Here is a 23,192-nt window from a genome sequence, read left to right as displayed (position 1 = left end):
ACAGAGTAATTAATTTTCATATACAGTTATAGAACGATAATATTTTGTTCAATGTTCAACTATTTAAATTAATTAACAATGTATACTATCAATTAGTTCAAGGATATTAATTAAAAATAGCACCTCCTAATTGCTCCTGACTTCCCTTCTGTTTTGATGTTGTTTTATTACCACCTCCTATTCTGTACCTAAACGTTAATCGCACTACTTTAGACTCCCAATCATATAGTTTGTCTTCAGAAAACGTAGGTTGATTTCTCGTCATTGCATATTGTTGAGTATCTAAGACATCATCAACAGAAAGAATTAAACTACCTTGTCCTTTCATCATAGATTGAGACAACGATGCATTAATAAAATACCTCCCTTTTACATCTCCTTGAGGGTTTTTAGAAGGTGACATGTATTTATAAGTCAGCAAAAATTGACTCCCTTTCCATAGCTTCATATTTGAAGAAAGCCCGGCATTCCAATTATAACTTGTCTGATAAACACTCTCGTCGACGTTTGTCCCATCAATCATATTATAGTAAATACTTAAATTACCATTGATAGACCACCAATCGTTTAATGTAAGATCGCCTACAACTTCCCAACCTGCATCGACACTTTTTTCCATATTTACAACGGTATTGATCATTACACCATTTTCTTCTGTAGTATACCATCTTGCTGGATCTGTGTATAATTTGTAGAATAAAGATGTTTTGATATTAAACTTTTCTTTATTTATTGCATACCCTATCTCAAATATATCCAAAAATGTGGCATCTAGCTCTGGGTTACCTTGCTGAATATAGCTCGGGTTTGATGTATCTTCAAAAGGATTAATCATTCTCATCCCTGGACGTTGAACTTTTCTACTGTATGAGAAAAATACATTGTCATATTCTCCTAAGCCTTGTTTTAAGTTGAGACTTGGATAGATCTTGAAGTAATCATTTTCGTATACTTTTGATGGATCTGACTCCAAGTAAGAACGGATAAAGGTTTGCTCTACTCTAACACCTACCTGATAACTAAATTTATTTTTGTTACCCGATACCATTGCATATCCTGCTGTAACATGTTCATTATAATTGAAGATATTATTTCTATCCTCATTAGGAATATAGCCTCCAGTATTTTCGTCATAATCTAAGACATACAACCCCTGAGATTTTCCTCTGTAGGTCTGTTTGAATCCCGTTTCTAATCGTAAACCATTACCTAATAGACGAGAATAATCTGTTTGAAAGGCAAAATTATTGAAAGTAGCTGTAGTGTTGTTATACTCGGAGGTTCCCATGGTTTTATCTACATCTACATCTCCAGCTGCAAATGCTAAACTCATAGCTAACTCCTCACCTTCTCTATCTGTTGTATGAAGATAATCTAAGCGTCCATCCACCTTGAACTTCTGACCTACATTAGTATTGTAAACTGAAGAGGAATCAGGCCTACCTTGATCAATTGTTTCTATTGTTGTGAGGTCTCCGTATCTACCCCAATCAACCCAGACTAAGTTAGCGGCTACATTTAATGAGTTCTTTTCATTAAAATCATATTGACCGCCAAGTGAAAGGTTATGCTTTTCAAAATTATTATCTCCATAATATTGCTGATCTGTATTTTTGAAAGGTTCGTCCTCTCCAAAATTTTTCAGATTAGCATCCATAGAAGTGTACCTATTTTCTTGTTTATAATTATATCCTAAGTTTAAGGATAACTTTCCATCTTGTTTGTTTAATCCTATACCAGCATCGTATTTATCATTTGTTCCAGTACCCAATAAAATATTAGCCGAACTACTTTTTAAGTTTGCACTAAAAGTGGAAATATTAATGATTCCTGCAGTTCCATCGGCATCATACCGAGCAGAAGGGTTAGAGATAATATCGATGTACTCAATATCTTCTATGAGAATTTGTTCTAATATAGGACCATACTCACCAGACTGACTTGCAGGTCTATTATTAATAAAGATTTGGACTCCAGTGTTACCTCTATAACTTACAACACCATCTGCATCTACATCAACAGCGGGTATTAGTTTTAAGGCATCAATGGCATTTCCATCAATGATTTTGATGTTTTTCCCTATTTCATATCGGTCATTATTACTTGGAGGTTTACTACTTCCAGAGTGTTCTTTTTGAGACTGGGCTAATAATGATGTTCCGTACGATAATAAAATTAACAATAACAGGTTTCGTAGCATTCGTGTATAAGTTTACAACAAATAATACGACATCAAACAATATTAAGTGTAAACTATTTAATCATGTTTGCAGTTAGAATGTTAATTTTAATACGTAATAATAGAATTTAACGCAATTAAACAAAATAGACCATCAGCATTGCATATATGATAGACATCATACAATCCAATAAGCCAACACCTATGTTTCTATCTTTTACCAATTCATTATAGAGGTCTGATTTAGGTATAATTACTTTATCAAATAGGATTGTTGAGAAGAATAAAAGTATAGTCATGATTGAACAATCAATAAACATACTCACAAAAGTTTCTTTCCAACCCAAGAATTCTTTTCCCAACGTCATCATTACAATCAAACCAATAGCGATCATTTTACCGGCAACACTTAGTGAGATAGAAACATTTTGTGATTTAAGATCCGATTGGATATCATACCTTGAGAATTTAACGAACCCTTTTGTATAGGATACTAAAAATATCTGACCGATAAAGTAAAATAAAACGGCTTCTCCTGGACCTCCATCATCGCCAGCTATTGCACTCCCAATCATTAACCCTGTTGCGATATAAGAAGCCAACTGCACTATACCCACTGCTATATTCTTCTTTTCCCGTATTTCTGTCATATTTGATATATGATGAAAAATAAGGTGATCATTAATAAATCGGGAAACAAACATAGCTAGTACTCCTCCAAATGAATACCCTCCAACAACTAATAAATCTTTCCATAAACCTTGTGATGAACCCATTGAGGCTCCAAGAAATACAATGGATACTCCAATGAAGTATCCTGTCATACTAACACTATAAGCTACATTATCTTTATCCGTAAGTTCTTTATTTACATCATATCTAGTCACCAGCCCCAATATTATTCTAGCAAAAATTAATACCAGACTAAATAATAGAATATAAGCTAATGTTTCTCCCCATTTATCGATTTCAAAATCGGTTATACTATACATAATGTTCAGATTGAAGTCAGATTTATAATTCAAGGAAACTATCCTTTCTTAATCAAATATATTCATTTCCAATATTGAAACGAACACATATCTCATACTGAATTTAAAAAAAAGTAGAAAATAAAAGAGGCTATCCCAAAATAAAGTTTCTGAGATAGCCTCCTTTTTGTAAGAAAATTAATTAACCTCTTGTAAAGATCCATTCATCTCCTTTAGATAATTCGTCATTATAGATATATCCTTCATAATTGAAGCCTTTCAATTGCTCAGGGTCCGTAATGTTATTATCGACAATATATCTAACCATTAGTCCTCTCGCTTTTTTTGCAAAGAAACTAATCACTTTATATTTATCACCTTTAAAATCTTTGAAATTTGGTGTAATAATTCTCGCTTCTAATTTCTTTTTATCTACCGACTTAAAGTATTCGTTTGAGGCTAAATTGATTAAAACAGGATCATCCTTCAATTCTTCATTTAAAGATGTCGTTACTGTTTCTTTCCAAAACTCATATAAGTTTTTCTTATCATTTACTCCCCACTTTGTTCCCATCTCTAAACGGTAGGGTTGCATTAAGTCCATTGGCTTTAAAACGCCATAAAGACCAGATAAGATACGTAAATGATCTTGTAAAAAATTTTGCTGATCTGTGTTTAATGAATAAGCATCCAAACCTACATAAACATCTCCTTTAAAGGCATAAACTGCTTGTCTGGCATCTGAAGGATCAAAATCTTTCTTCCAAACATCAAAACGCTCTTTATTAAGGTCTGCTAGTTTAGGACTAATAGACATTAAATCACCAATTTTTTCTGCTGATAATTTAGATAACGACTGAGCTAATTGTTCCGATTGGTTTAAAAATCTTGGTGTTGTTTCTAATTCAGTTTCAAAAGATGATTCATAATCAAGACTTTTGGCAGGAGATATTACTATTTTCATTTGTTTCTTCTTTATAATGTTAAGCAAAGATAAACATCCCTTTCTTCAACATCCAATTGATATTTTCAATAACTGTATAAGCTATTTCGATCACTTAAGGTTTTACAACTTCTCCTCCTGCAGACTTCCAAGCTGTAAACCCGCCTTCCAAATCAATTACATCTGAAAAACCCATTGCTTTCAGCTCTTTCTTTGCTTTTGCAGATCTTACTCCCCCTTTACAAAATACCATTACTGTTGTTTCTTGATCTAAATTCTTCACTTGATCTTTAAAACTAGAAGATTTAATATCTACATTAATTGCTCCTTCCATTGTACCTTGTTTGTACTCTCCGGGAGTTCTCACATCGATAATAATAGCCTCCGGATGTGCTTTTCTAGCTTCAACAAATTCAGATACAGACACTTGAGGTTCAGTTTGAGAATTTGTACTTGAACAAGATGAAATCAGTGATAAAAAAATTACACTAAGTATACAGGATATTCTGAAAAAATTATTCATTATAAATATATTTTACTGATTTTCAACACCATAAAAATAATGGCATGATTTTAATTTCATTTCTACAACAAAAAAACCTATTTTTCGTGTATATATATGATAATGGATGTAATTATCATTTTTTTTAAGTGCCCTTAAAGTTAATATTTGTTTGCACAATAATAAAATTACATCTATTAATAAGATCACAGCTGGCCCATTCGCCAACGTTATACAATGTCATGATTCAATTCTAATTGATTAGACTGAATCTTTTTTTGGAATTTTACTGACTTCAAGACCATGTTAAAACAGGCACAGAAGCTCAAGCAGACACAGACATTATCACCGCAACAGATCCAATTCATTAAATTGTTGCAGGTACCAACCATCGAACTTGAAAAAAGAATTCAAGAAGAACTTCAAGAAAACCCAGTACTTGAAGAAGGGAAGGATAGTGATAAAGAAGAAAACGAATTTGGGAACGACGATTCTAACTCACAAGAAGAACTTGATGTCAACGATGAATTTGACGAAGTACCCGATATAGACCCTATTGATGAAGTCAATATTGATGATTATGTCGATAATGATGATATCGCAGGGTATAAAATGTATGGTGATGGTGATGTTTCTGAAGACAAAGAACTACCTATCCCAATGATGGACACACTGGGAGATTCATTATTAACACAACTAAGCTTTTTAAACCTCAATGATGTTGAACACCAAATTGGTGAACAATTAATTGGTAGTATAGAAAGTGACGGATATATCAGAAGACCTTTAGAAGCTATCGTTAATGATCTTGCTTTCTTACAAAATGTAGAAACAAATTTAGATCAAGTCGAAAAAATTCTAAAGAGAATTCAGAACTTCGACCCTCCAGGAATCGGTGCAAGAACTTTACAGGAATGTCTTGAAATTCAACTGAAAAAGAAAGACCAAAATGATCCTACAGTAAAGATCGCTATAAAAATGATCGTATTATGTTTCGAAGAATTTAAAAAGAAGCATTATACGAAAATTCAAAAACGTTTGGGTATTGATGATACTCAGATGAAAGACGCCATTGATATGATTACTCACCTCAACCCAAAGCCAGGTGGAGTGAATACAATGGTAGCATCTGCACAATTCTTAACACCAGACTTTATTGTAAAAGAGGTTAATGGCAGAATTACTATCTCATTAAACGGTAAAAATGCTCCCGATTTAAGAGTTAGCCGTCAGTATGGAGATATGCTTGATGCTTTTGATAAAACACCAAAGAAGACTAAAAAAATGCGTGAAGAGGTTCGTTTTGTAAAACAGAAGCTCGACGCTGCCAAATGGTTTATTGATGCAATCAAACAACGTCAGGATACCTTATTAAGAACAATGCAAGCCATCATCGATTACCAAACACCATTTTTCTTAAGTGGCGATGAAGGAAAGTTAAAGCCAATGATCTTAAAAGATATTGCTGAAATCATCCAAATGGATATTTCTACGGTTTCTAGGGTAGCCAGTAGTAAAGTGGTAGAAACCGACTTCGGTATCTACCCTCTTAAATATTTCTTCTCAGAAAGTATTTCAACTGAAAGTGGAGAAGATGTAAGTAGTAAACAGGTAAAATCTGTTTTAAGAGAAATGATTGACAAAGAGGACAAAAGAAAACCTCTTTCAGACGACAAACTTGAAAAATTACTTCGTGTTAAAGGATATAATATTGCTCGTAGAACTGTTGCAAAATATAGAGAGCAGATGAACATTCCTGTTGCCCGAATGAGAAAAGAACTTTAATGGACACTAAGAAATTCTTTCAAATAATTTCGGTTGTCCTCCATCCGATATTTTTACCCTGCATTATTGCAGGGTTATTTCTTTTTGGAGCCAACGAAGCTCCGTGGTTAGATGCCAAAGCAAGATGGTCCTTGTTTACATTGTTATCTACCATTTCCTCTATAATGCCAATCAGTTGTTTATTGGTAATGCAACGCTTTGGTGTTATCAAAGATCCACAAATGCACTCCAGGGATGAGCGTTCTTTTGCATTATCCATTATGATTGTCGCATTGGCATTAATTTGCTTTATTTTACTGCACAAAATCAATGTGAGCGACAATATGAGTGTAGCTTACATCAGTATCACATTCACTTTATTTGTGACTACTATTGCTAATTTTATTGAGAGGATTAGCCTACACAGTATGGGTGTTTCTGGATTTATTGGAATCTGCCTTTACTTTATTACAGAACAGATAAATACTCCGATCATTTTATTTGATGCCTTTGGATTAGGCATTATAGCCTTAGGACTTATTATTACCGCTAGACTCTACTTAAATGCCCATACTCCATATCAGGTCTATTTAGGAGCTGTAATAGGCTTTCTTAGTGGGTATTTTGGCTGCATTGGCAGCACTTATCTACTATTTTAATAGATTACTTTTGAACAGTACTTCTTGAAAAGATTTCCTTCATTAATTCAACTTTCAAAGGTTTATTGATGAAGTCTACAACAAAATCATATTTTAAAGCGATTGCTCTTTCTTCTTCCAAAATAGAAGTACTCAACATAATAATTTTCGATTTCTTTTCCACATATTGGTATTCTTCCAAGAACTCTAATCCATTCATTATGGGCATATGAATATCCAAGAAAATGTAATCTGGAAGTGCTGCTCCAGACGTCATCTTTGATTTAATATATTCAAGTGCCTGCTCTCCATTATAGCATATTGAAACTTCTGGAACCTGAGTAAATTCTTTGATCTTAATAACCGTATATATATTTGACAACTCATCGTCATCAATCAATAATATGTCTAAATTTTTCATGTCGTTACAGTGATAAGGGTAAAGTTACAGTGAAGGTGGTACCTATTCCCACCTCACTTTCCACATCAATCTTGCCGTTAATCTGACTTAGAGCTTGCTTGGTAAGATACAACCCTAAACCGCTCCCTTCTACTTCCATATTGGCCCTCTTGAACATCTCAAAAATTCTATTTTCATGTTTATTCAAATCAATACCAATTCCATTGTCTTTAAACTGAATACTCACTTTACCTTTTTCCTTTTCTTTTAATGAGATTTCCAGTTCTAAGTTTCTGATATGGTATCGATACCTTATGGCATTAGAAACGAGATTTTCAAAAATCGTCTTCAACTGTTTAACCGAAGTTAAAACCATTAAGTTCAATGGGATTTTTAAAATTACTTTACCATCTACCTTTTCTAATTCTGAAGCATGTCCATTTATTATCTCTTCGATAAAGTTATAGATATTGATTTCTTCGGGATGTACACCTTGTTCCCTTTGTTCTATAACTTTTACTAAATCATGTATTTTTTCTTGGGCTTTTTCTATGGACTTATTCATCCAATACATCGCCTGTTGTGCTTTTTCACTATTGAGGTTATCCTCTTCACTTAAAAGTGCTAAGAAGCTAGATATATTGGTAATTGGAGCTTTAACATCATGCGTAGTGATATAAGCAAACTGCTTTAGCTCTTCATTATGCTGTTTTAATACCTTTTCTTTTTCTATTTGACTAGTGATATTACTTAACAACAGCATCACGCCTCCCACCTCATCAGAAGGTAACAACCATGGGTTAATCTGTACTTTAAAGTGGACCTCTTTATCATTTATATCGATGGTGGCTAATTCAATTTCTATTCTTTTATTGTTCTTAATTGAATCTTCTATCTCACTAGAAAATGATAAGTCTTCTCTATATAAATCAGAAAAGTTTTTCCCAACAAGAGTATCTTGCTCAATAGAAAGCTGTCTGTACCAATCCTGACTGACAGTTATTATACGCTGTGAAGTATCCAACATCATTGCTGGCGACGGAATTGACTCAACGAAGGTACGTAGGTCTCTTATACTCGTTTTTTGTTGAGAATGCAGTTTCTTTGATTTTTCAATGGCGTCATGATCTTCTATCAAACGAGAAACACCCACAGTCCTAACAATTACCTCTTTCTCTTTAATTGGGTTTTTGATGGTATGGAAATAGTTTACATTTCCTTTACTGTCTGTTACGGCCTCACTTGGTACGTTTAAGGTTACGCCATTTGTAAATACATAATGATCGTCTTTCACATATTGTATAGTATCATCTGGATCACTGTTTTCGCTATCTATTATGTCTTTTAGTTGCTCGTTAGTCATATTATAATAGTCGCAAAATGCCTTATTTGCCCATAACAGTTTGGACTTGTCACCTTTCACAAGAATCAAATCGTTAATCGCATTAAGGACAGATAGATACCATTCTTTCGAATAATCCATAATTGTAGAAAGTCCAGTTTATAAAAAGTAGTATTACCTATAATTTAGTGATTATCAATACAATTCCATAATATTATTCCAATTTTATCATGAATAAAAACAAAAAGGGCGTAGTACATAACATTGTACTACGCCCTTGTTTATCGCTAATTTGAATAGCTTAACCTACAGAACCCTCTAATGAAAGAGCTAATAATTTTTGTGCTTCAACAGCAAATTCCATTGGTAATTTATTCAATACTTCTTTACAGTATCCATTTACGATAAGTGCAACTGCTTGCTCTGTATCGATACCTCTTTGGTTACAATAGAAGATCTGGTCTTCTCCAATTTTCGATGTAGTTGCCTCATGTTCTACCTTAGCAGTGTTGTTATCCACTTCAATGTAAGGGAAAGTATGAGCTCCACATTTATCACCCATTAGTAATGAGTCACATTGAGAGAAGTTACGAGAGTTTTCGGCATTCTTGATTACTTTCACTAAACCTCTATATGAGTTTTGTGATTTACCAGCAGAAACACCTTTAGAAACAATTCTAGACTTAGTGTTTTTACCAATATGTACCATTTTAGTACCTGTATCTGCTTGCTGCATTTTGTTGGTTACAGCTACTGAATAGAACTCCCCTACCGAGTTATCTCCTTTTAAGATACAAGAAGGGTACTTCCAAGTTACTGCAGAACCAGTTTCTACTTGTGTCCATGATAACTTAGCATTATCACCATCACAAATACCTCTTTTTGTTACGAAGTTGTATACACCACCTTTACCTTCATCATCACCAGGGTACCAGTTTTGAACAGTAGAGTATTTTACTTCAGCATCTTTATGAACGAAAATTTCAACTACAGCTGCGTGAAGTTGGTTTTCATCACGTTGAGGTGCAGTACATCCTTCTAGGTAAGAAACATAAGAATCATCTTCAGCAACGATCAAAGTTCTTTCGAACTGACCTGTACCCGCTGCATTGATACGGAAGTAAGTTGATAATTCCATTGGGCAACGAACACCTTTAGGAATGTAACAGAACGATCCGTCTGAGAATACTGCAGAGTTTAATGCTGAGAAGAAGTTATCTTTAACAGGTACTACTGAACCTAAATATTTTTTCACTAACTCAGGGTGATCTTTTACTGCTTCTGAGAAAGAACAGAAAATAATACCCTTTTCAGCTAAAGTATCTTTGAAAGTAGTCGCTACAGAAACTGAGTCAAATACCGCATCTACTGCAATGTTTGAATCTTTAACCCCTGTAAGTCTTTTTTGCTCGTCTAAAGAAATACCTAATTTTTCGAAAGTAGCTAACAACTCAGGATCAACGTCTTCTAAAGACTCTAAAGTTGCCTTTTGCTTTGGCGCTGAGTAGTAGATAATATCTTGGTAGTTCACTTGTTCAAAAACAACGTTTGCCCATTCAGGACATTCCATTTGTTGCCAAGCTTTAAACGCTTCCAATCTCCACTCTAATAACCATTCCGGCTCTTCTTTCTTAGCAGAAATAAAGCGAATAGTTCCTTCATTAAGACCCTTAGGTGCTTGTTCTGCCTCAATATCGACAGTCCAACCATGTTCGTATTCTTTGGACGTAAAGTCCTCTAAAATTTTATTGTCCTGATCTGCACTCATTATATTGTCAACGTTATAATACGCTTATACTTAAGTCTTTTACCAATTTTTTAAAAACGATCTACTTTAGATAACAAGCTTAACTATTAGATAGTTTTAAATCGCTGTGACTTATTTTTTGCTTGTTTGTTTTGTAAATCTCCACACTTTTTAATTTAGTATGGTTCTAAATTGCAAAATTAAGAGAATAATTTTAGAAAATATGATTTTCATCAAAAAACTTAATCCAAATGGGCACTTTATAAAAAAAAACCAACCAAATCAATGATAATACCCACCAAACTTAATTTTATACATTATTATTTTCACCCCTGTTTTTGACGTGTAAAAAATACAACTAATTGTAACTCACAGACTTTTTAAACAATTAAGCAAAAATCTTGTTAATAAAATTCTTTATGTTCTTTGAATCGTTATATTTACAAATGTTAAAGTTGCTAACTGTAACATTTGCCTCATGTTATAGTTACCAGGTATAAAAATTCATGACTGTATACCTTTGGCCTTAACTTTTTAATACTAATATTTACAACTGGGTTGTCTCGAAGGGAAAAGGGATGACCCTTTGTTTTTTCTATAGACTTAGAGAGATCTTATTTATAATCAGAGGCATGAAAAAAAGCTGTACGGAAAATCATCTCCCATACAGCTTTCTTATTACTACCGTAATCAATAATAATTATTTCTTTACTGCAGCATAATGTTTATAGAATAATTCGATCGTCTCAATTCCTTTCAAGAAGTTGAAAATGCCGAATTTTTCATTTGGTGAATGGATCGCATCTGAATCTAATCCAAATCCCATCATAATAGAATCTAACCCTAGCTCTTCTTTAAATAAAGCTACAATTGGAATAGAACCACCGCTTCTTACAGGAATTGGCTCTTTATTAAACGCCTCCTCATAAGCTTTTGATGCTGCCTCAAACTCTACAGAGTTCGTTGGAATTACCACAGGAGTACCGCCATGATGTGCAGTAACTTTCACTTTGATTCCATCAGGAACAATAGATTCAACATGTTTTGTAAACAATTCTGAGATTTCTTCCCATGATTGGTGAGGAACGAGTCTCATAGAGATTTTAGCATACGCTTTAGATGCGATAACTGTCTTTGCACCTTCACCTGTATATCCACCCCACATTCCGTTTACATCAAGAGTCGGACGAATAGATGTTCTTTCGTTTGTAGAAAAACCTTTTTCACCGAATTCTTTTTCGATGTCTAATGCTTTTTTATATGCTTCTAAATCGAATGGTGCTTTTGCCATTTTAGCTCTATCTTCATCAGATATCACCTCTACTTTATCATAGAAGCCAGGAATGGTAATATGACCGTCTTTATCTTTTAATGCAGCAACTACTTCTGCTAATGCATTTAAAGGATTTTGAACAGCTCCACCATACATACCTGAGTGAAGGTCTCTATTTGGTCCCGTAAGCTCAACTTCCATGTAGCTAAGACCTCTTAAACCTACTGTAATTGAAGGAGTGTCTACGCTAATCATACCTGTATCAGAGATAAGAATAACATCTGCCTTCAGACTATCTTTTCTTTCTTTGATAAACGTACCAAGGTTTACAGAACCAATTTCCTCTTCACCTTCAATCATGAATTTAACATTACAAGTCAATGTGTTGTTTTTCATCATTGATTCGAATGCTTTTACATGCATATACATCTGACCTTTATCGTCAGAAGCTCCCCTTGCATAAATATTATCACCTTTTATTGTTGGTTCAAATGGAGGTGTATCCCATAAATCGATTGGATCTGCAGGTTGCACATCATAGTGACCATACACTAGGACCGTTGGCAATGATGGATCAATTAATTTCTCTCCATAAACCACTGGATTACCTGCTGTTTCACAAATTTCTACATTGTCAGCCCCTGCCTCTTTTAACTGGTGAGCGATAAATGCTGCTGCCTTTTTAATATCTGGTTGGTATGTGACGTCTGTACTTACTGATGGTATTCTAAGCAAATCAAAAAGCTCTGCTAAGAATCTATCTTTGTTTTGTTCAATGTAGGGAGTCATAAAATTTAATCGTTCTAAAAGATTTCTAAGTTGAAATAATAACTACAAATTTAGGGCATTGTTCGAAATATCACATCCCACAAAGGTGATGAAACTCCAAACGCCTTATCATCAGTCTTATAATGATGAATACCATGATGTATCCACAGGATTTTCAAGAAGTTTTTCGGAGGTCTGTATGCATGAACGATATAATGCACTCCTAGATACATAGCATACCCTGTTAAGAAACCACCACCAAATCCATAGGCATAATCTCCCATTAAATAATAGAATAATCCAAAAAAAGCTGCACTTAGAAATAAACTCACAACCGGAGGCATGGCTAATCGTGACTTATCTTTTGGAAAATCATGATGAACTCCATGAAACTTATGAGTGATATTTTTCTTTAATTCTGTATCTGGTTCCATATGAAATACGAACCTGTGCATTGCATATTCAATAAATGTGAAGAAGAGTACTCCCAAGCAGTATAACCCTATAGCCTGAATTGTACCTAAAAATTGGTTATATACTCCATATATTACTAAGATGGAACCAATAATAGCATACATAGAGATTGGAACAGCTGCGTGTGTATGCGTTAATTTCTCAAGAATAGGGTTTTCAAAAAGGGTCTTTGCTTTTTTGTTTTGAGCTAATGACATAGTTATTAAAGGATATAATAAAGAGTTAGATTGGGCTTATTTAATTATTGTCTTTACTAAAATACAAACGGACACCTTTTCTACAAAAGAAAAAGTGTCCGTTTTTTATTATTCTTCAACCAAAACATTCAAATTAAATGACAATGGATCAAGTTCTTTTATTAATTCTGGTATCAAATCTGGTTGCTTAGGCCAATACTCCATTAAATTCTCTACCCTTTCTTGTGGTGCATTATTAGGTAACAAACATTCTCGAATACAGGTAATTCTTTCTATATCTGTTCTCAATTTCCGCTTACCTTCCTTTCGTAACTTCTTATGGGTATGTTCTAGCCTTTTCTGAGTACGTATTTGTTCTGCCAAAATATGTTTCTCCAAGTTGGGAGAAATTGCTTTGGCTTTCATCATAAGTTGCTCATAAAGCTTATTCATTTCATTCACCTGCTCATCAATATCAGTGACTACAGAAGTATTGTCCTCTAGTACTTTCTCTTCTATTTTACGTACAGGCTGAAGTAATTCCGATAAATCCCATCCCGTTTTTTTCCATCGTTCAGCGAACTGTTGGTTTAATATCAGATTGAAACCTCTCGGTAAGACCATTGGGAAGTTGACATCATACATATCAAATACTCCTTTAAGTTGTAACCAATAGATTACTTCTGCAGGACCACCTAAATAAGCCAAATTTGGCAATAAGATTTCTTGTAATATCGGACGAAGGACAACATTAGGGCTTAACTTTTCTGGATGATTCTCAATTAGTGACAACATCTCCTCTTTTGTCCATTGATAGTCTCCTCCAACGGTTTGGATTTTATCACCTACAGATTCTAGTCGAAGACGTTCTGTATCTTCCATATAGAATAGGTTAATATCTCTTGCATGAATTTGCGTCTTATAACCTAATTCTTCAATAATATGATTGGCCTTTTCTACCTGTCGAACACCTTTCTGATCAAAGATTTCTTTCTTCATCACTTCTTTAAAAGGTGTTTTTAATGCAGGCGAATCAGCATCAATACACACTAATCCATATTCTCCGAAAAGAGCATTGACATAATACCTAGTTGCTTCAGTCAATGTTTCATGCTTTCTGTAAGCATCAACAAATAGGCTAGGCATGTCTTTAATTCTCTCAAGGATATCGTTTATCCCATCCAAATTAAGTCTTCCAACAGGTCCTCCAGTTTGTGGATGTTCCCATGTATATTTTCTCTTTCCTAATTGGAATGATGCTATTTCCTCAAAATCATGATCTTCAGTAGCCATCCAGTACACAGGTACAAAATTGTACTCAGGATGTTTCTCCTTTAATTTATTAGCTAAATGAATTGCAGCAGCAATTTTATAGATGAAAAATAAAGGGCCTGTAAAAATATTTAATTGGTGACCTGTTACAATAGTAAAAGTATTTTCTTGTTGTAACAGCTCTATTTGAGCCATCGGAGCTCCTTCAATATTCTGGTATTGTTCTTTTAGGCTATTTACTAATAATATTCTCTGTTCAGTTGAAAAGTGTTTTCTGTCTGAGATTATTTGATCAAATGAGTCTAAAGTTGGTTTGTATTTATAAAGGGATGTCAGTGCTTCTTTTCCATTAAGATAGTCAAGAAACATTTTCCCGTATAACCCTGCTGTTTCGAAAGGAATTTTATATGAATTCATGTTGAATATTATCATTCTATGGAATCACGAATTTAAGCACACTTTTGTAAAAAAAAAGGTTGTGATTAAAATATTTGTTCCAACAATAGTAATTACTTGAATTAGACTCTTAAAGTTTCATAAATATAAAATGGAGCCTCAGCTTTGATGGTTACTGTTCCATCATTGATCACAGAATAAGATTGATTATCGGCATCAAATTTTAAGTTTTCTGTTTCCACTTCAATATCAAATGAAAATTGTTGATGACTTTTCATCCATTTATCAAAAGGTGAGGTTTTACTTCTGTAGATTCTCTTATTCTGAGAATAAATCACTACTGTTTTTATTAACTCTTGATGTAAAAGCTGACTTTTAAGTTCTTTAGTCAAAGTATCATCAACAATATTAAGTGCTTGATGATTTTTCTCCTTCAACCAAAGTAATGCCTCTCCAATATCAGTATTTTCCTTTTTTCTAATATGATATGGTATTTGATATTGCATGATCTGATGCACCTCTTCTTCCTCTTTAGGATTAATTAAAACCCAGTCTACTTTTATATCCATAGAAACTAATTGCTCCAAGGTTGCAGTATTGGTGATCACAATTGGACTCCATTCTAATAAGTTATGGATCGTATCAATATTCGATTCATTAACTGATAAAATAAGTAGCGCAGGTTCTTGATCATCTTTTACAATATGATGTGATGACATTTCAGATGAATTACGATAAAATGTACATAAAAAAGAAGGCCACAACGCATCGTAGCCTTCATTAATAAATTTATTTTCTAATTATGAAATCCCGTTCAATAAAGCTTCAAGGTCTTTCATAATTGCTTTTCCTTTGTTCTTGTTATACCATTGCTGGATTTTAATACTAAACTGTTGTTTATCTTCTCCTACCGCCTTCTTTATCTCAGGTATAAGATCTGTTAATTCTTGTGGCCTAGGTCCCCATGTCGCCAAAACCTCATTCGTTTTCTGACATATCATGAGTAGTTTAGGAATAGATCTAGAACCATTAGTCAAGAATTGCTCCATTAGATCTACGTTATTATCTCTAAGGATGAATCGTAAATCAATCTTTTCAGAAACCTGAGCTGCTTCGGCAATAATCGGAATACTTTGTGCTGCATCTCCGCACCAACCTTCAGTAATTACCAACCAGAAAATACTTCTATTCAATGCTCTTCCTGCATTTCTTAAACCATCCAATAAACGGTTGGTTTTGTCAATTCTCTGCATTCTAGAGACATTAAGACGAGTATAATCCACTAATGACGAATCCTCATAATTAATGATTGTTGGGTCTCCTGCTAGCAAGGCATCAAGTGCTTCTCTGTAAGTATCATAAACAAATGCATTATCAATATATTCTTGAGCTACTGTTTGGTTTTCTGCCATATATCTTAGGTTGTTGTGGTTATTATATAGATCTAAAAAAAATTGTCGAATTGATTATGGTTGATACAATCAATCTTAGTTTTTTCGATACATAATCTACTAAATCAAAATGAAATTTCGATCAACATTCTATATTTTTTTTATGATCTTATTGATAAACTTGATATAGTACCATTAAACTTTCTACTCCTCGATCTCTTCTGGTGTTGGCAACATAAATTGAGTAAAAATTAATGAAAGAACACATAAGAATGCTCCTCCATAAAACGGCAAGGTCCAATCTTTAAGCCAAATCCAACCACCCAATAAAGGCAAGAATACTGCTACAACATGGTTAATAGTAAAACCTACCGCCATAGAAGGTGCAATATCTTTAGGATCTGCATGCTTTTGGAAATACGTCTTTATACCAATTGAGAAATTAAAATAGATATGATCGATAATATAAAGGCCTGCTACCACCCATCTATTTTCAATTAATGCATAGCATAAGAAGACGATGATAAGGCTGATGTACTCAAAACTTAACATTTTTCGTTCTCCATATTTATTTAAAAGCCTTGCAATAATTGGGTTAGTATACATCGATACTACATTATTCAATACAAAAAGAATAGTAATTTCCTGTATGGTAAAATTGTATTTCTCTACTAATAATAAAACGGCGAACACTACAAACACCTGACGTCTAGCTCCACTTAATAAGTTAAGTACATAAAACAACCAGTACTTCTGTTTGAAAATCATCTTCTTATGCTGCGGAATTGCATCTTTATGGATTGGGTTTTGAAATAATGCCCAGCCACCAGCAATAACAACAACAACACCGATCATAATGTAAATGGTATTAAAATCAGTGACGAAGGTCAAACCATAAATAGCTCCACCAATTGCAATGTTGGTAAATGACATGATACTGCGAAGCCTTGCCATCACTAGAGGACTATCCTTTTTTGAGAAGCTTTGTAATGTTAATGATTGGTTAGCTGTTTCAAAATAATGGAAACCTATTGACATAATTAATGTAGTAAACATCAATCCCCAAAATGTTGGGAATAGCCCTGTGATTCCTATACCAACACCCATTACCATAATTGAGATTGACGCAAACTTATCTTCTCGAATAAACATTAGAAAAAATAAGGCTGTTACTACAAGGAAGCCCGGTACTTCTCGAAAAGATTGTATTGCACCAATATCTAAACCGTTTAACCCTATCTGATCTACCGCAAAATTATTGAAGAGCGTACGCCATCCTTGAAATCCTAAAGCAGTGGCTATAGAAAGTACAAGTAAAAAAACATACATAGGGTTTTGTCTTAGTTGTTTTAGGCTTTGTTTGTCCATTTAGTATAAAAAAGATGAGATATGAAAAAATGAAATTTTAACCAAAGGTACATAAATCTCATCACTATCATATCTCAGGGATTTATTTGTGATTTTCTCTTTTATTTCTTGATCAATCTTTTGTAAATCAAATCTTCACCGATTTTTACTCTAATAAAATATAAACCTCTCGGTAAGGTTTTGATGTCTAATTTATCTTGGCTAATCTGATGAATGATCATTGTATTACCAATAGCATCCAATACTTGAATATCTATTGCTTGTGTCGCCATTGGCAACTTTAAGGATACTTGATCGAATGCTGGATTCGGATAAATACTAATTTCATTTTCTAATTGATGTGTAGAAAGTATTTCTCTGTCTGTTAACTCAAAGTCAACTTTATCGATATTAAAAGCAGGAGTAGACTCAATCAATAAACGAATGACCTGAGCTCCTTCCGAAAGGGATAGAAACCCTTCAACTTCTTCAAATACATTCCACCCTCCAGTATTTGATGCATTGAATTCTAATTTATTTGTTTTATCATTTTTTGAATAAATGCTGAGTTTTCCTCCTCCCTCTGCAGAAGCCAAATGTGCCGTTAACTTATATATTCCTGATTCTTGTACATCTACAGAATATTCTAACCATTCCCCATCTTCAGCATATCCAACATGAAAACCTTCATCATTTTCTTCAATATCAACCCCTTCGTCTCTATATGCTCCTCCTTGATTGATTTCATCTTTTTCAAAATAAGTAAATCCTTGCCCACCAATATCATAATTTTCAGCTTCTATACTTCCCGGTAGATTGATCACCTTCTTATAAGGTGTTCTCTCTGAAGGAAGCATAGATATTTTTTGTGGGTAAGAATATAATGTATCTGATTCGTCAAGTTGCATCAAACGAAAAGTATAAGATTTACCTGGTGTGATACCTGAATAGGCATAACTTTCCAACTCTGAATCTAATGTATCTATATCTATAAACTGATCACCAGATTTTATTTGGATACGTGTTGACAATGCTATTCTACTTTCCCAAGTGAAATTTATTATTGAGTCAGATGAAGTAGATAGTTTAAAATGATCAATACATTTTTCAGAATAATGAATCAGTATATCCTTGGTATCATGCCATTCTCTATCTTTTCTTTTATAAATCTCAAACATTCCACCATCATCCCAAGCCATAAATGAAATTCCTCTTGTTAGTGCCTCTTCGACATACGTGGCATAATGTATCATTCTAGAATTATAATCTGTTTGATGTACTGAACCGAATTCACTCATAATAACAGGAATTCCTTTCTGAGTACTCCAATTCTTAACCTTCTGAAATTCTTGAGCAATGTATTCTCTATCCTCTTCAGATCCCCATTTAATATTCTCTTGAGCAGACGAAAAAGGCCAAGGATCATAGGTGTGGTAGTACCCAATAATATATTCATCATTGGGGAAGTTTGCTTCTAATAAATCTTTTATTGCAGACCAACCTGTACCCGAAATCACAACATTTCTTGTAGGATTTTCCTTTCTGATGATATGTAACGCTCTATTATTGGCGTCAGCTGCTTGTGAAATTGTCAGACTTTTCTCTAGCGTCCTCGGTTCATTAAGGGGTTCAAATACTAACTTTTCAGATTTGTCTTTGAATCTCTGAACAATCTGCTCCCATATTTTCTCATACCTAGCAATATTGGCTGATGAATAGTCTTCCTTTAACCAGTCTTCATGATGACAATTTAATATCACCATAAAACCTCTGCTTAAAGCCCAGTCCACTACCTGTTCTACTCTATCCATAAACTCCTTGTCTACGGTGTAAGGAGTAGATTCACTCACATGATTATGCCATGTTACTGGAATCCTCACTGATTGAAATCCTGCTGACTTATAATCATCAAAGTAGTATTCTTCAGCTTTCAACGCCCACTCTCCTTCATAAGGGGCATCTAATGTATTTCCTAAATTAATCCCTCTTCCCATCATGGTTACAGCATCATGTGGAGACAGTTGTGCATAAGAAGAGAAAGTACATAATAAGAAAGTTAGTAATAGTTTAATTTTCATATTCTAAAAGAGTTTAAAAAGCCCAAGTCGTAAGTATGACTTGGGCTGGTAATTAATAATTCACCTTCATTTAATAGTTAGTTTACACTTTTCTTGAATGACGAATCGTACAGATGAAATTTCTTCAGTAAAACACGTAATCATTCTTCATTTCATAGTTTTTTCAAAGGTGTTTCTGTCAACACTCAATTATCGTAATTAGATCTTATAAAACATGACCAATCCATATTACTTTTTTACGTTTTTAATACAACAATTATACAACAGAAATACTATTAAAAATTGACAATCAATTACTTACAAAACATACAACATAAAAAAACGAATTACCTGAAATGCAAGTAATTCGTTTTATACTAATACGATTTGATAATAGTTAGAAACGCGTGATCATCTTTGTCAATGATTTTCTATTTTCTAAACCAATTTTCTTTCTGATTCTATACCTTGATGTCTCCAGAGTTCTTACACTAACGTTCATCAAAGTTGCAATCTCTTGATTATCCAAATCCATTCTTAAATAAGCACAGATACGTAATTCTCTCTTGCTTAAGTCTGGATATTCTTTTGAGAACCTTTCTAAGAAGTTATTGTGTGACTTGTTAAACTGATGTTCAAACTTATCCCAATAATCATGATCTTCAGATTCCTTATTGATATCTCGTACCAAACTTCTAATTTTTCTTTGTTCGGCTGTAGACAAACCTTTTGAGATATCTTCTAATTTGGTTCGAATTTGTTGTAAACTTTGGTTCTTATGTAAGTGACTGATCGTAATATTCTCTAATTCAGATTTGATACTGGTCAACTCCTGTTCAAGTTTTTCGTTATGCACTTGAATTTTCTCTCGTTCAGCTCTAATCTTATCGAAAACAAACTGTCTTTTTACATTTATAATCCTTACTCTTTGTACTAGATACAGCAGTAATAAAAACCCTATCAACATTAAAGCTCTAAACCATAAGCTTTGCCAGAAAGGAGTTTTAATAATTAACTCTAAACTCGTCCCTTCCTTGTTCCAAACACCATGATTATTAGAAGCTATTACCTTAAAAGTATACTGTCCTGGATCCAAATTGGTATATGTGGCCATTCTTCGATCTCCCACATAGTTCCATTGTTCATCAAATCCTTCTAATTTATAAGCATATTGATTTCTTTCCGTCTCAGAATAATTAATTCCACAATACTTAAAATTGATGACTGATTGATCATGATCTAAAGTAATTAAATCAATTTCAGTTACGTTTTCTTTTAAATATGATGTTGAGTCAGTTGGCCGTTGTGGCACATTAAACAGCTCAAAATCTGTCACATAAACTGGAGGTATATTCTGATTTTCTTTTAGTTCTCGAGGGTCAAAAACTGTAATCCCATCCGTTCCTCCAATACCAATCTCATGATTATCCATTGCGATTACAGCATTGTAATTAAAAGAGTTGTTAGAGATATAATAGCTTACAATTTTATTTCCATTCAATAAGACTTTAGAGATGTACTTTTTTGTACTTAAAATGATATCACCATTCACATCAGAAGCCAAATTGAGAATAGGTAAATCTGGAATTCCATTGGATTTATCAAGCACTTCAAAATGTTTACTTTCAGGCTTATATTTTATTAAACCCGCTGCAGTACCGATCCAAATGTGTCGATATTTATCTTCAATAATTGCCTTCACATAATGGAAACTATGATCCTTGTCTAAGAATTCTTGTATTACTGAGAAGTTCCACTGATTACTTTGAGGGTCATAATAAACAGCTCCACCATCCGTACTGAACCATATTTTACCATAAGAATCTTCCATAATATGGTATACATGTTTCTGAGCATTATTGGTGTAGTTTAAAGGCAATGCCTTGATGTCTTTAGTGTCAGGATCAAAAGTAGCAATACCTCCACCAAGTGTTCCTAACCAAGTCACACCTCTAGAATCCGTCATGATATCCCAAATATGATTACTTGGTATGCTACTATTACTATCAGTTCTCTTAATGTTAGACTGCTTCCCTGTTTTATGGTCATATATTCTTAAGCCCTGACTATAAGTTCCGACGAGTAAATTGCCATATTTATCTTCAGCAATAGATTTACAAACATCTACCGCATAATCATCTTGAAGCTGACTTCCGTCAATATCATAATGATAAAAATGCTGTTCATTTTCTGACATTTTATGCAAGCCTCCCCAATCGGTACCCACCCATCTTTGTCCTTTTGAATCATTGTAAAGTGCCAATACAGGTTTATTTGGTAAAGCATTATTATCACAAGGAGTGTTTCCTACTAATCTGAAATAGTTTTTCTGAGAGTCATACTTATCAACCCCTTGTAAATAAATTCCTAACCATATGTTTTTCTGATTATCTCGATATAGTGACCAGATAACATCAGAAGATAAAGATTCGGGTTTTGATTTTTCATTTTTATAGACCTCGAAAGTTTTTGTCTTCACATCAAATACATTTAGGCCGGCACCGTCTGTAGCTATCCAAACTTTGCCGTCGACCTCTAACATATCTCTGATATTATTACTTGATGGTCCAGTGTTATCATCACTTGCTAGGTAAGATGTATGTTCTCCTGTTAAGAGGTTATATTCTGACAATCCGCCATTATTACTTCCAATATATAAAAGCGTATCTTGATAAATACATAGGTTCTTTTTGTCATTATCTTCCACACTCTCCAACGGAAGATCTGTGTACTCCACCTCAGTAAACTTTTTGGTATTTTTATCATACATCGAGAGTTTTCTATTTCCTGTAGCTAGCCAAACTCTATTCCAACGGTCTTCAACAATATCATATACTGAATTATGGTTGATAGAATTTATTTCTCCTTCTTTATGATAATATTTCTTGAACTTACTACGGTCAAAGTTGACGATAGACAACCCATTACTTGATGCAATCCAAATATTATTATCGCTATCCTCTAATAAACTATTTACAGAAGTACTTGGAACAATATTTTCTGGATCATGACCGCCTTTTAGGTGTTTAAAAGTTTCAGATTTAGGATCAAAAATACTTAATCCATTATTCAATAAACCTATCCAAAGTTTTCCAGAATGATCTTGAATTATCGAAGAGATCATATCATCATGAGGTCCAAAATCGTTACCTTCTTGATGAATATAGGTCTTCATTTCATAGCCATCATATCTATTCAGCCCTTTGAAAGTGCCAAACCACATAAAACCTTGATTGTCCTGTATAATAGATGTAACAGTAGAAAAAGTTAAACCATCTTCTTCAGTAAGATGATCAAATTGCATTATCTGATTTTGTGCAATGACTGTTGAATGGAAGAATAATACCGAGAGAAAAAATAAATAATAGCTCGTAGTCTTCAATTTCATACTTATATTAATTCAGTTAGTTTAATTACGTCGTTAAAAACTTAAATCCCAATTCTAAAAATATCAATAAAAAACTGCATTTCAAATCGAAATAAGAAAGTAGGTTCTCAATTAATTTAAATAACAATTTACAGAATAGAAAAAGAGTCGCTCAAAAATGAACG

At 33.6% G+C, this 23,192-nt stretch carries 18 protein-coding genes; 2 read left to right on the top strand and 16 right to left on the bottom strand.

Going from position 1 to position 23,192, the window contains the following annotated elements; translation table 11 throughout:
* Positions 1-106: 106 nt before the first annotated feature.
* The 4 genes from QL232_RS14640 to QL232_RS14625 all read right to left on the bottom strand — a co-directional run bounded on the left by QL232_RS14640 (position 107) and on the right by QL232_RS14625 (position 4,616).
* Positions 107-2,200, bottom strand: a complete 2,094-nt coding sequence (locus QL232_RS14640; protein ID WP_281614651.1) for an outer membrane beta-barrel family protein — start codon at positions 2,198-2,200, stop codon at positions 107-109.
* A gap of 116 nt (positions 2,201-2,316) precedes the next feature.
* The gene (locus QL232_RS14635) at positions 2,317-3,171 is read right to left on the bottom strand and encodes a DUF350 domain-containing protein (RefSeq protein WP_168881501.1); all 855 of its coding nucleotides are present in this window, start codon (positions 3,169-3,171) and stop codon (positions 2,317-2,319) included.
* Between the two features lie 181 nt (positions 3,172-3,352).
* The gene (gene yaaA, locus QL232_RS14630; RefSeq protein ID WP_281614650.1) at positions 3,353-4,114 is read right to left on the bottom strand and encodes a peroxide stress protein YaaA; all 762 of its coding nucleotides are present in this window, start codon (positions 4,112-4,114) and stop codon (positions 3,353-3,355) included.
* A 94-nt stretch (positions 4,115-4,208) separates the two neighbouring features.
* Positions 4,209-4,616 carry a rhodanese-like domain-containing protein gene (locus tag QL232_RS14625; protein ID WP_168881503.1) on the bottom strand — a complete coding sequence of 136 codons (408 nt, stop codon included), beginning with the start codon at positions 4,614-4,616 and terminating at the stop codon, positions 4,209-4,211.
* 282 nt (positions 4,617-4,898) lie between these two features.
* On the opposite strand from QL232_RS14625, the gene rpoN reads away from it, so the two are divergent.
* The gene (gene rpoN, locus QL232_RS14620; RefSeq protein ID WP_168881504.1) at positions 4,899-6,380 is read left to right on the top strand and encodes an RNA polymerase factor sigma-54; all 1,482 of its coding nucleotides are present in this window, start codon (positions 4,899-4,901) and stop codon (positions 6,378-6,380) included.
* 19 nt (positions 6,381-6,399) lie between these two features.
* Here rpoN and QL232_RS14615 read toward each other — a convergent pair whose 3' ends face one another.
* Entirely contained in the window at positions 6,400-6,534 is a 135-nt protein-coding gene (locus QL232_RS14615) for a hypothetical protein (protein ID WP_281614649.1), read from the bottom strand.
* Positions 6,535-6,601: 67 nt separating this feature from the next.
* Here QL232_RS14615 and QL232_RS14610 point away from each other — a divergent pair, with 67 nt between their 5' ends.
* Positions 6,602-7,018 (top strand): phosphatase PAP2 family protein, encoded by a 417-nt coding sequence (locus QL232_RS14610; protein ID WP_281614648.1) that lies wholly within the window; start codon positions 6,602-6,604, stop codon positions 7,016-7,018.
* Between the two features lie 4 nt (positions 7,019-7,022).
* On the opposite strand, the gene QL232_RS14605 is transcribed toward QL232_RS14610, so the two are convergent.
* The 11 genes from QL232_RS14605 to QL232_RS14555 form a co-directional block, all read right to left on the bottom strand.
* A complete protein-coding gene (locus QL232_RS14605; RefSeq protein ID WP_281614647.1) occupies positions 7,023-7,418 on the bottom strand; it encodes a response regulator in 396 nt (131 codons plus the stop codon).
* A gap of 4 nt (positions 7,419-7,422) precedes the next feature.
* Positions 7,423-8,880, bottom strand: coding sequence for an ATP-binding protein (locus QL232_RS14600; RefSeq protein ID WP_281614646.1), 1,458 nt, complete (start codon positions 8,878-8,880; stop codon positions 7,423-7,425).
* Positions 8,881-9,040: 160 nt separating this feature from the next.
* The gene (sufB, locus tag QL232_RS14595) at positions 9,041-10,507 is read right to left on the bottom strand and encodes a Fe-S cluster assembly protein SufB (RefSeq protein ID WP_281614645.1); all 1,467 of its coding nucleotides are present in this window, start codon (positions 10,505-10,507) and stop codon (positions 9,041-9,043) included.
* A 679-nt stretch (positions 10,508-11,186) separates the two neighbouring features.
* The gene (locus QL232_RS14590) at positions 11,187-12,548 is read right to left on the bottom strand and encodes a dipeptidase (protein ID WP_281614644.1); all 1,362 of its coding nucleotides are present in this window, start codon (positions 12,546-12,548) and stop codon (positions 11,187-11,189) included.
* A 50-nt stretch (positions 12,549-12,598) separates the two neighbouring features.
* Positions 12,599-13,198, bottom strand: coding sequence for a sterol desaturase family protein (locus QL232_RS14585; protein WP_281614643.1), 600 nt, complete (start codon positions 13,196-13,198; stop codon positions 12,599-12,601).
* Between the two features lie 108 nt (positions 13,199-13,306).
* On the bottom strand, positions 13,307-14,866 hold the full coding sequence (gene bshC, locus QL232_RS14580; protein WP_281614642.1) for a bacillithiol biosynthesis cysteine-adding enzyme BshC: 1,560 nt from the start codon (positions 14,864-14,866) through the stop codon (positions 13,307-13,309).
* A gap of 101 nt (positions 14,867-14,967) precedes the next feature.
* On the bottom strand, positions 14,968-15,564 hold the full coding sequence (locus tag QL232_RS14575; RefSeq protein ID WP_281614641.1) for a hypothetical protein: 597 nt from the start codon (positions 15,562-15,564) through the stop codon (positions 14,968-14,970).
* Between the two features lie 81 nt (positions 15,565-15,645).
* Positions 15,646-16,257, bottom strand: coding sequence for a thioredoxin family protein (locus tag QL232_RS14570; protein ID WP_281614640.1), 612 nt, complete (start codon positions 16,255-16,257; stop codon positions 15,646-15,648).
* 183 nt (positions 16,258-16,440) lie between these two features.
* Positions 16,441-17,565, bottom strand: coding sequence for an MFS transporter (locus QL232_RS14565; protein ID WP_281614639.1), 1,125 nt, complete (start codon positions 17,563-17,565; stop codon positions 16,441-16,443).
* A gap of 140 nt (positions 17,566-17,705) precedes the next feature.
* A complete protein-coding gene (locus tag QL232_RS14560; protein ID WP_281614638.1) occupies positions 17,706-19,661 on the bottom strand; it encodes a cellulase family glycosylhydrolase in 1,956 nt (651 codons plus the stop codon).
* A gap of 376 nt (positions 19,662-20,037) precedes the next feature.
* Entirely contained in the window at positions 20,038-23,028 is a 2,991-nt protein-coding gene (locus QL232_RS14555; RefSeq protein WP_281614637.1) for a two-component regulator propeller domain-containing protein, read from the bottom strand.
* Between the last annotated feature and the right edge of the window lie 164 nt (positions 23,029-23,192).

This window comes from Flammeovirga sp. SubArs3, from assembly GCF_947387565.1.
GTDB classification, from domain to species: Bacteria; Bacteroidota; Bacteroidia; order Cytophagales; family Flammeovirgaceae; genus Flammeovirga; species Flammeovirga agarivorans.
This window is presented reverse-complemented; position numbering and strand designations above follow the sequence as displayed.

Coding starts and splice junctions, on each gene's coding strand:
- QL232_RS14640 (WP_281614651.1), bottom strand. CDS start 2,200: ATGCTACGAAACCTGTTATTGTTAATTTTATTATCGTACGGAACATCA.
- QL232_RS14635 (WP_168881501.1), bottom strand. CDS start 3,171: ATGTATAGTATAACCGATTTTGAAATCGATAAATGGGGAGAAACATTA.
- yaaA (WP_281614650.1), bottom strand. CDS start 4,114: ATGAAAATAGTAATATCTCCTGCCAAAAGTCTTGATTATGAATCATCT.
- QL232_RS14625 (WP_168881503.1), bottom strand. CDS start 4,616: ATGAATAATTTTTTCAGAATATCCTGTATACTTAGTGTAATTTTTTTA.
- rpoN (WP_168881504.1), top strand. CDS start 4,899: ATGTTAAAACAGGCACAGAAGCTCAAGCAGACACAGACATTATCACCG.
- QL232_RS14615 (WP_281614649.1), bottom strand. CDS start 6,534: ATGGTAGATAACAATGTAAACAAGGACCATCTTGCTTTGGCATCTAAC.
- QL232_RS14610 (WP_281614648.1), top strand. CDS start 6,602: ATGCACTCCAGGGATGAGCGTTCTTTTGCATTATCCATTATGATTGTC.
- QL232_RS14605 (WP_281614647.1), bottom strand. CDS start 7,418: ATGAAAAATTTAGACATATTATTGATTGATGACGATGAGTTGTCAAAT.
- QL232_RS14600 (WP_281614646.1), bottom strand. CDS start 8,880: ATGGATTATTCGAAAGAATGGTATCTATCTGTCCTTAATGCGATTAAC.
- sufB (WP_281614645.1), bottom strand. CDS start 10,507: ATGAGTGCAGATCAGGACAATAAAATTTTAGAGGACTTTACGTCCAAA.
- QL232_RS14590 (WP_281614644.1), bottom strand. CDS start 12,548: ATGACTCCCTACATTGAACAAAACAAAGATAGATTCTTAGCAGAGCTT.
- QL232_RS14585 (WP_281614643.1), bottom strand. CDS start 13,198: ATGTCATTAGCTCAAAACAAAAAAGCAAAGACCCTTTTTGAAAACCCT.
- bshC (WP_281614642.1), bottom strand. CDS start 14,866: ATGAATTCATATAAAATTCCTTTCGAAACAGCAGGGTTATACGGGAAA.
- QL232_RS14575 (WP_281614641.1), bottom strand. CDS start 15,564: ATGTCATCACATCATATTGTAAAAGATGATCAAGAACCTGCGCTACTT.
- QL232_RS14570 (WP_281614640.1), bottom strand. CDS start 16,257: ATGGCAGAAAACCAAACAGTAGCTCAAGAATATATTGATAATGCATTT.
- QL232_RS14565 (WP_281614639.1), bottom strand. CDS start 17,565: ATGTATGTTTTTTTACTTGTACTTTCTATAGCCACTGCTTTAGGATTT.
- QL232_RS14560 (WP_281614638.1), bottom strand. CDS start 19,661: ATGAAAATTAAACTATTACTAACTTTCTTATTATGTACTTTCTCTTCT.
- QL232_RS14555 (WP_281614637.1), bottom strand. CDS start 23,028: ATGAAATTGAAGACTACGAGCTATTATTTATTTTTTCTCTCGGTATTA.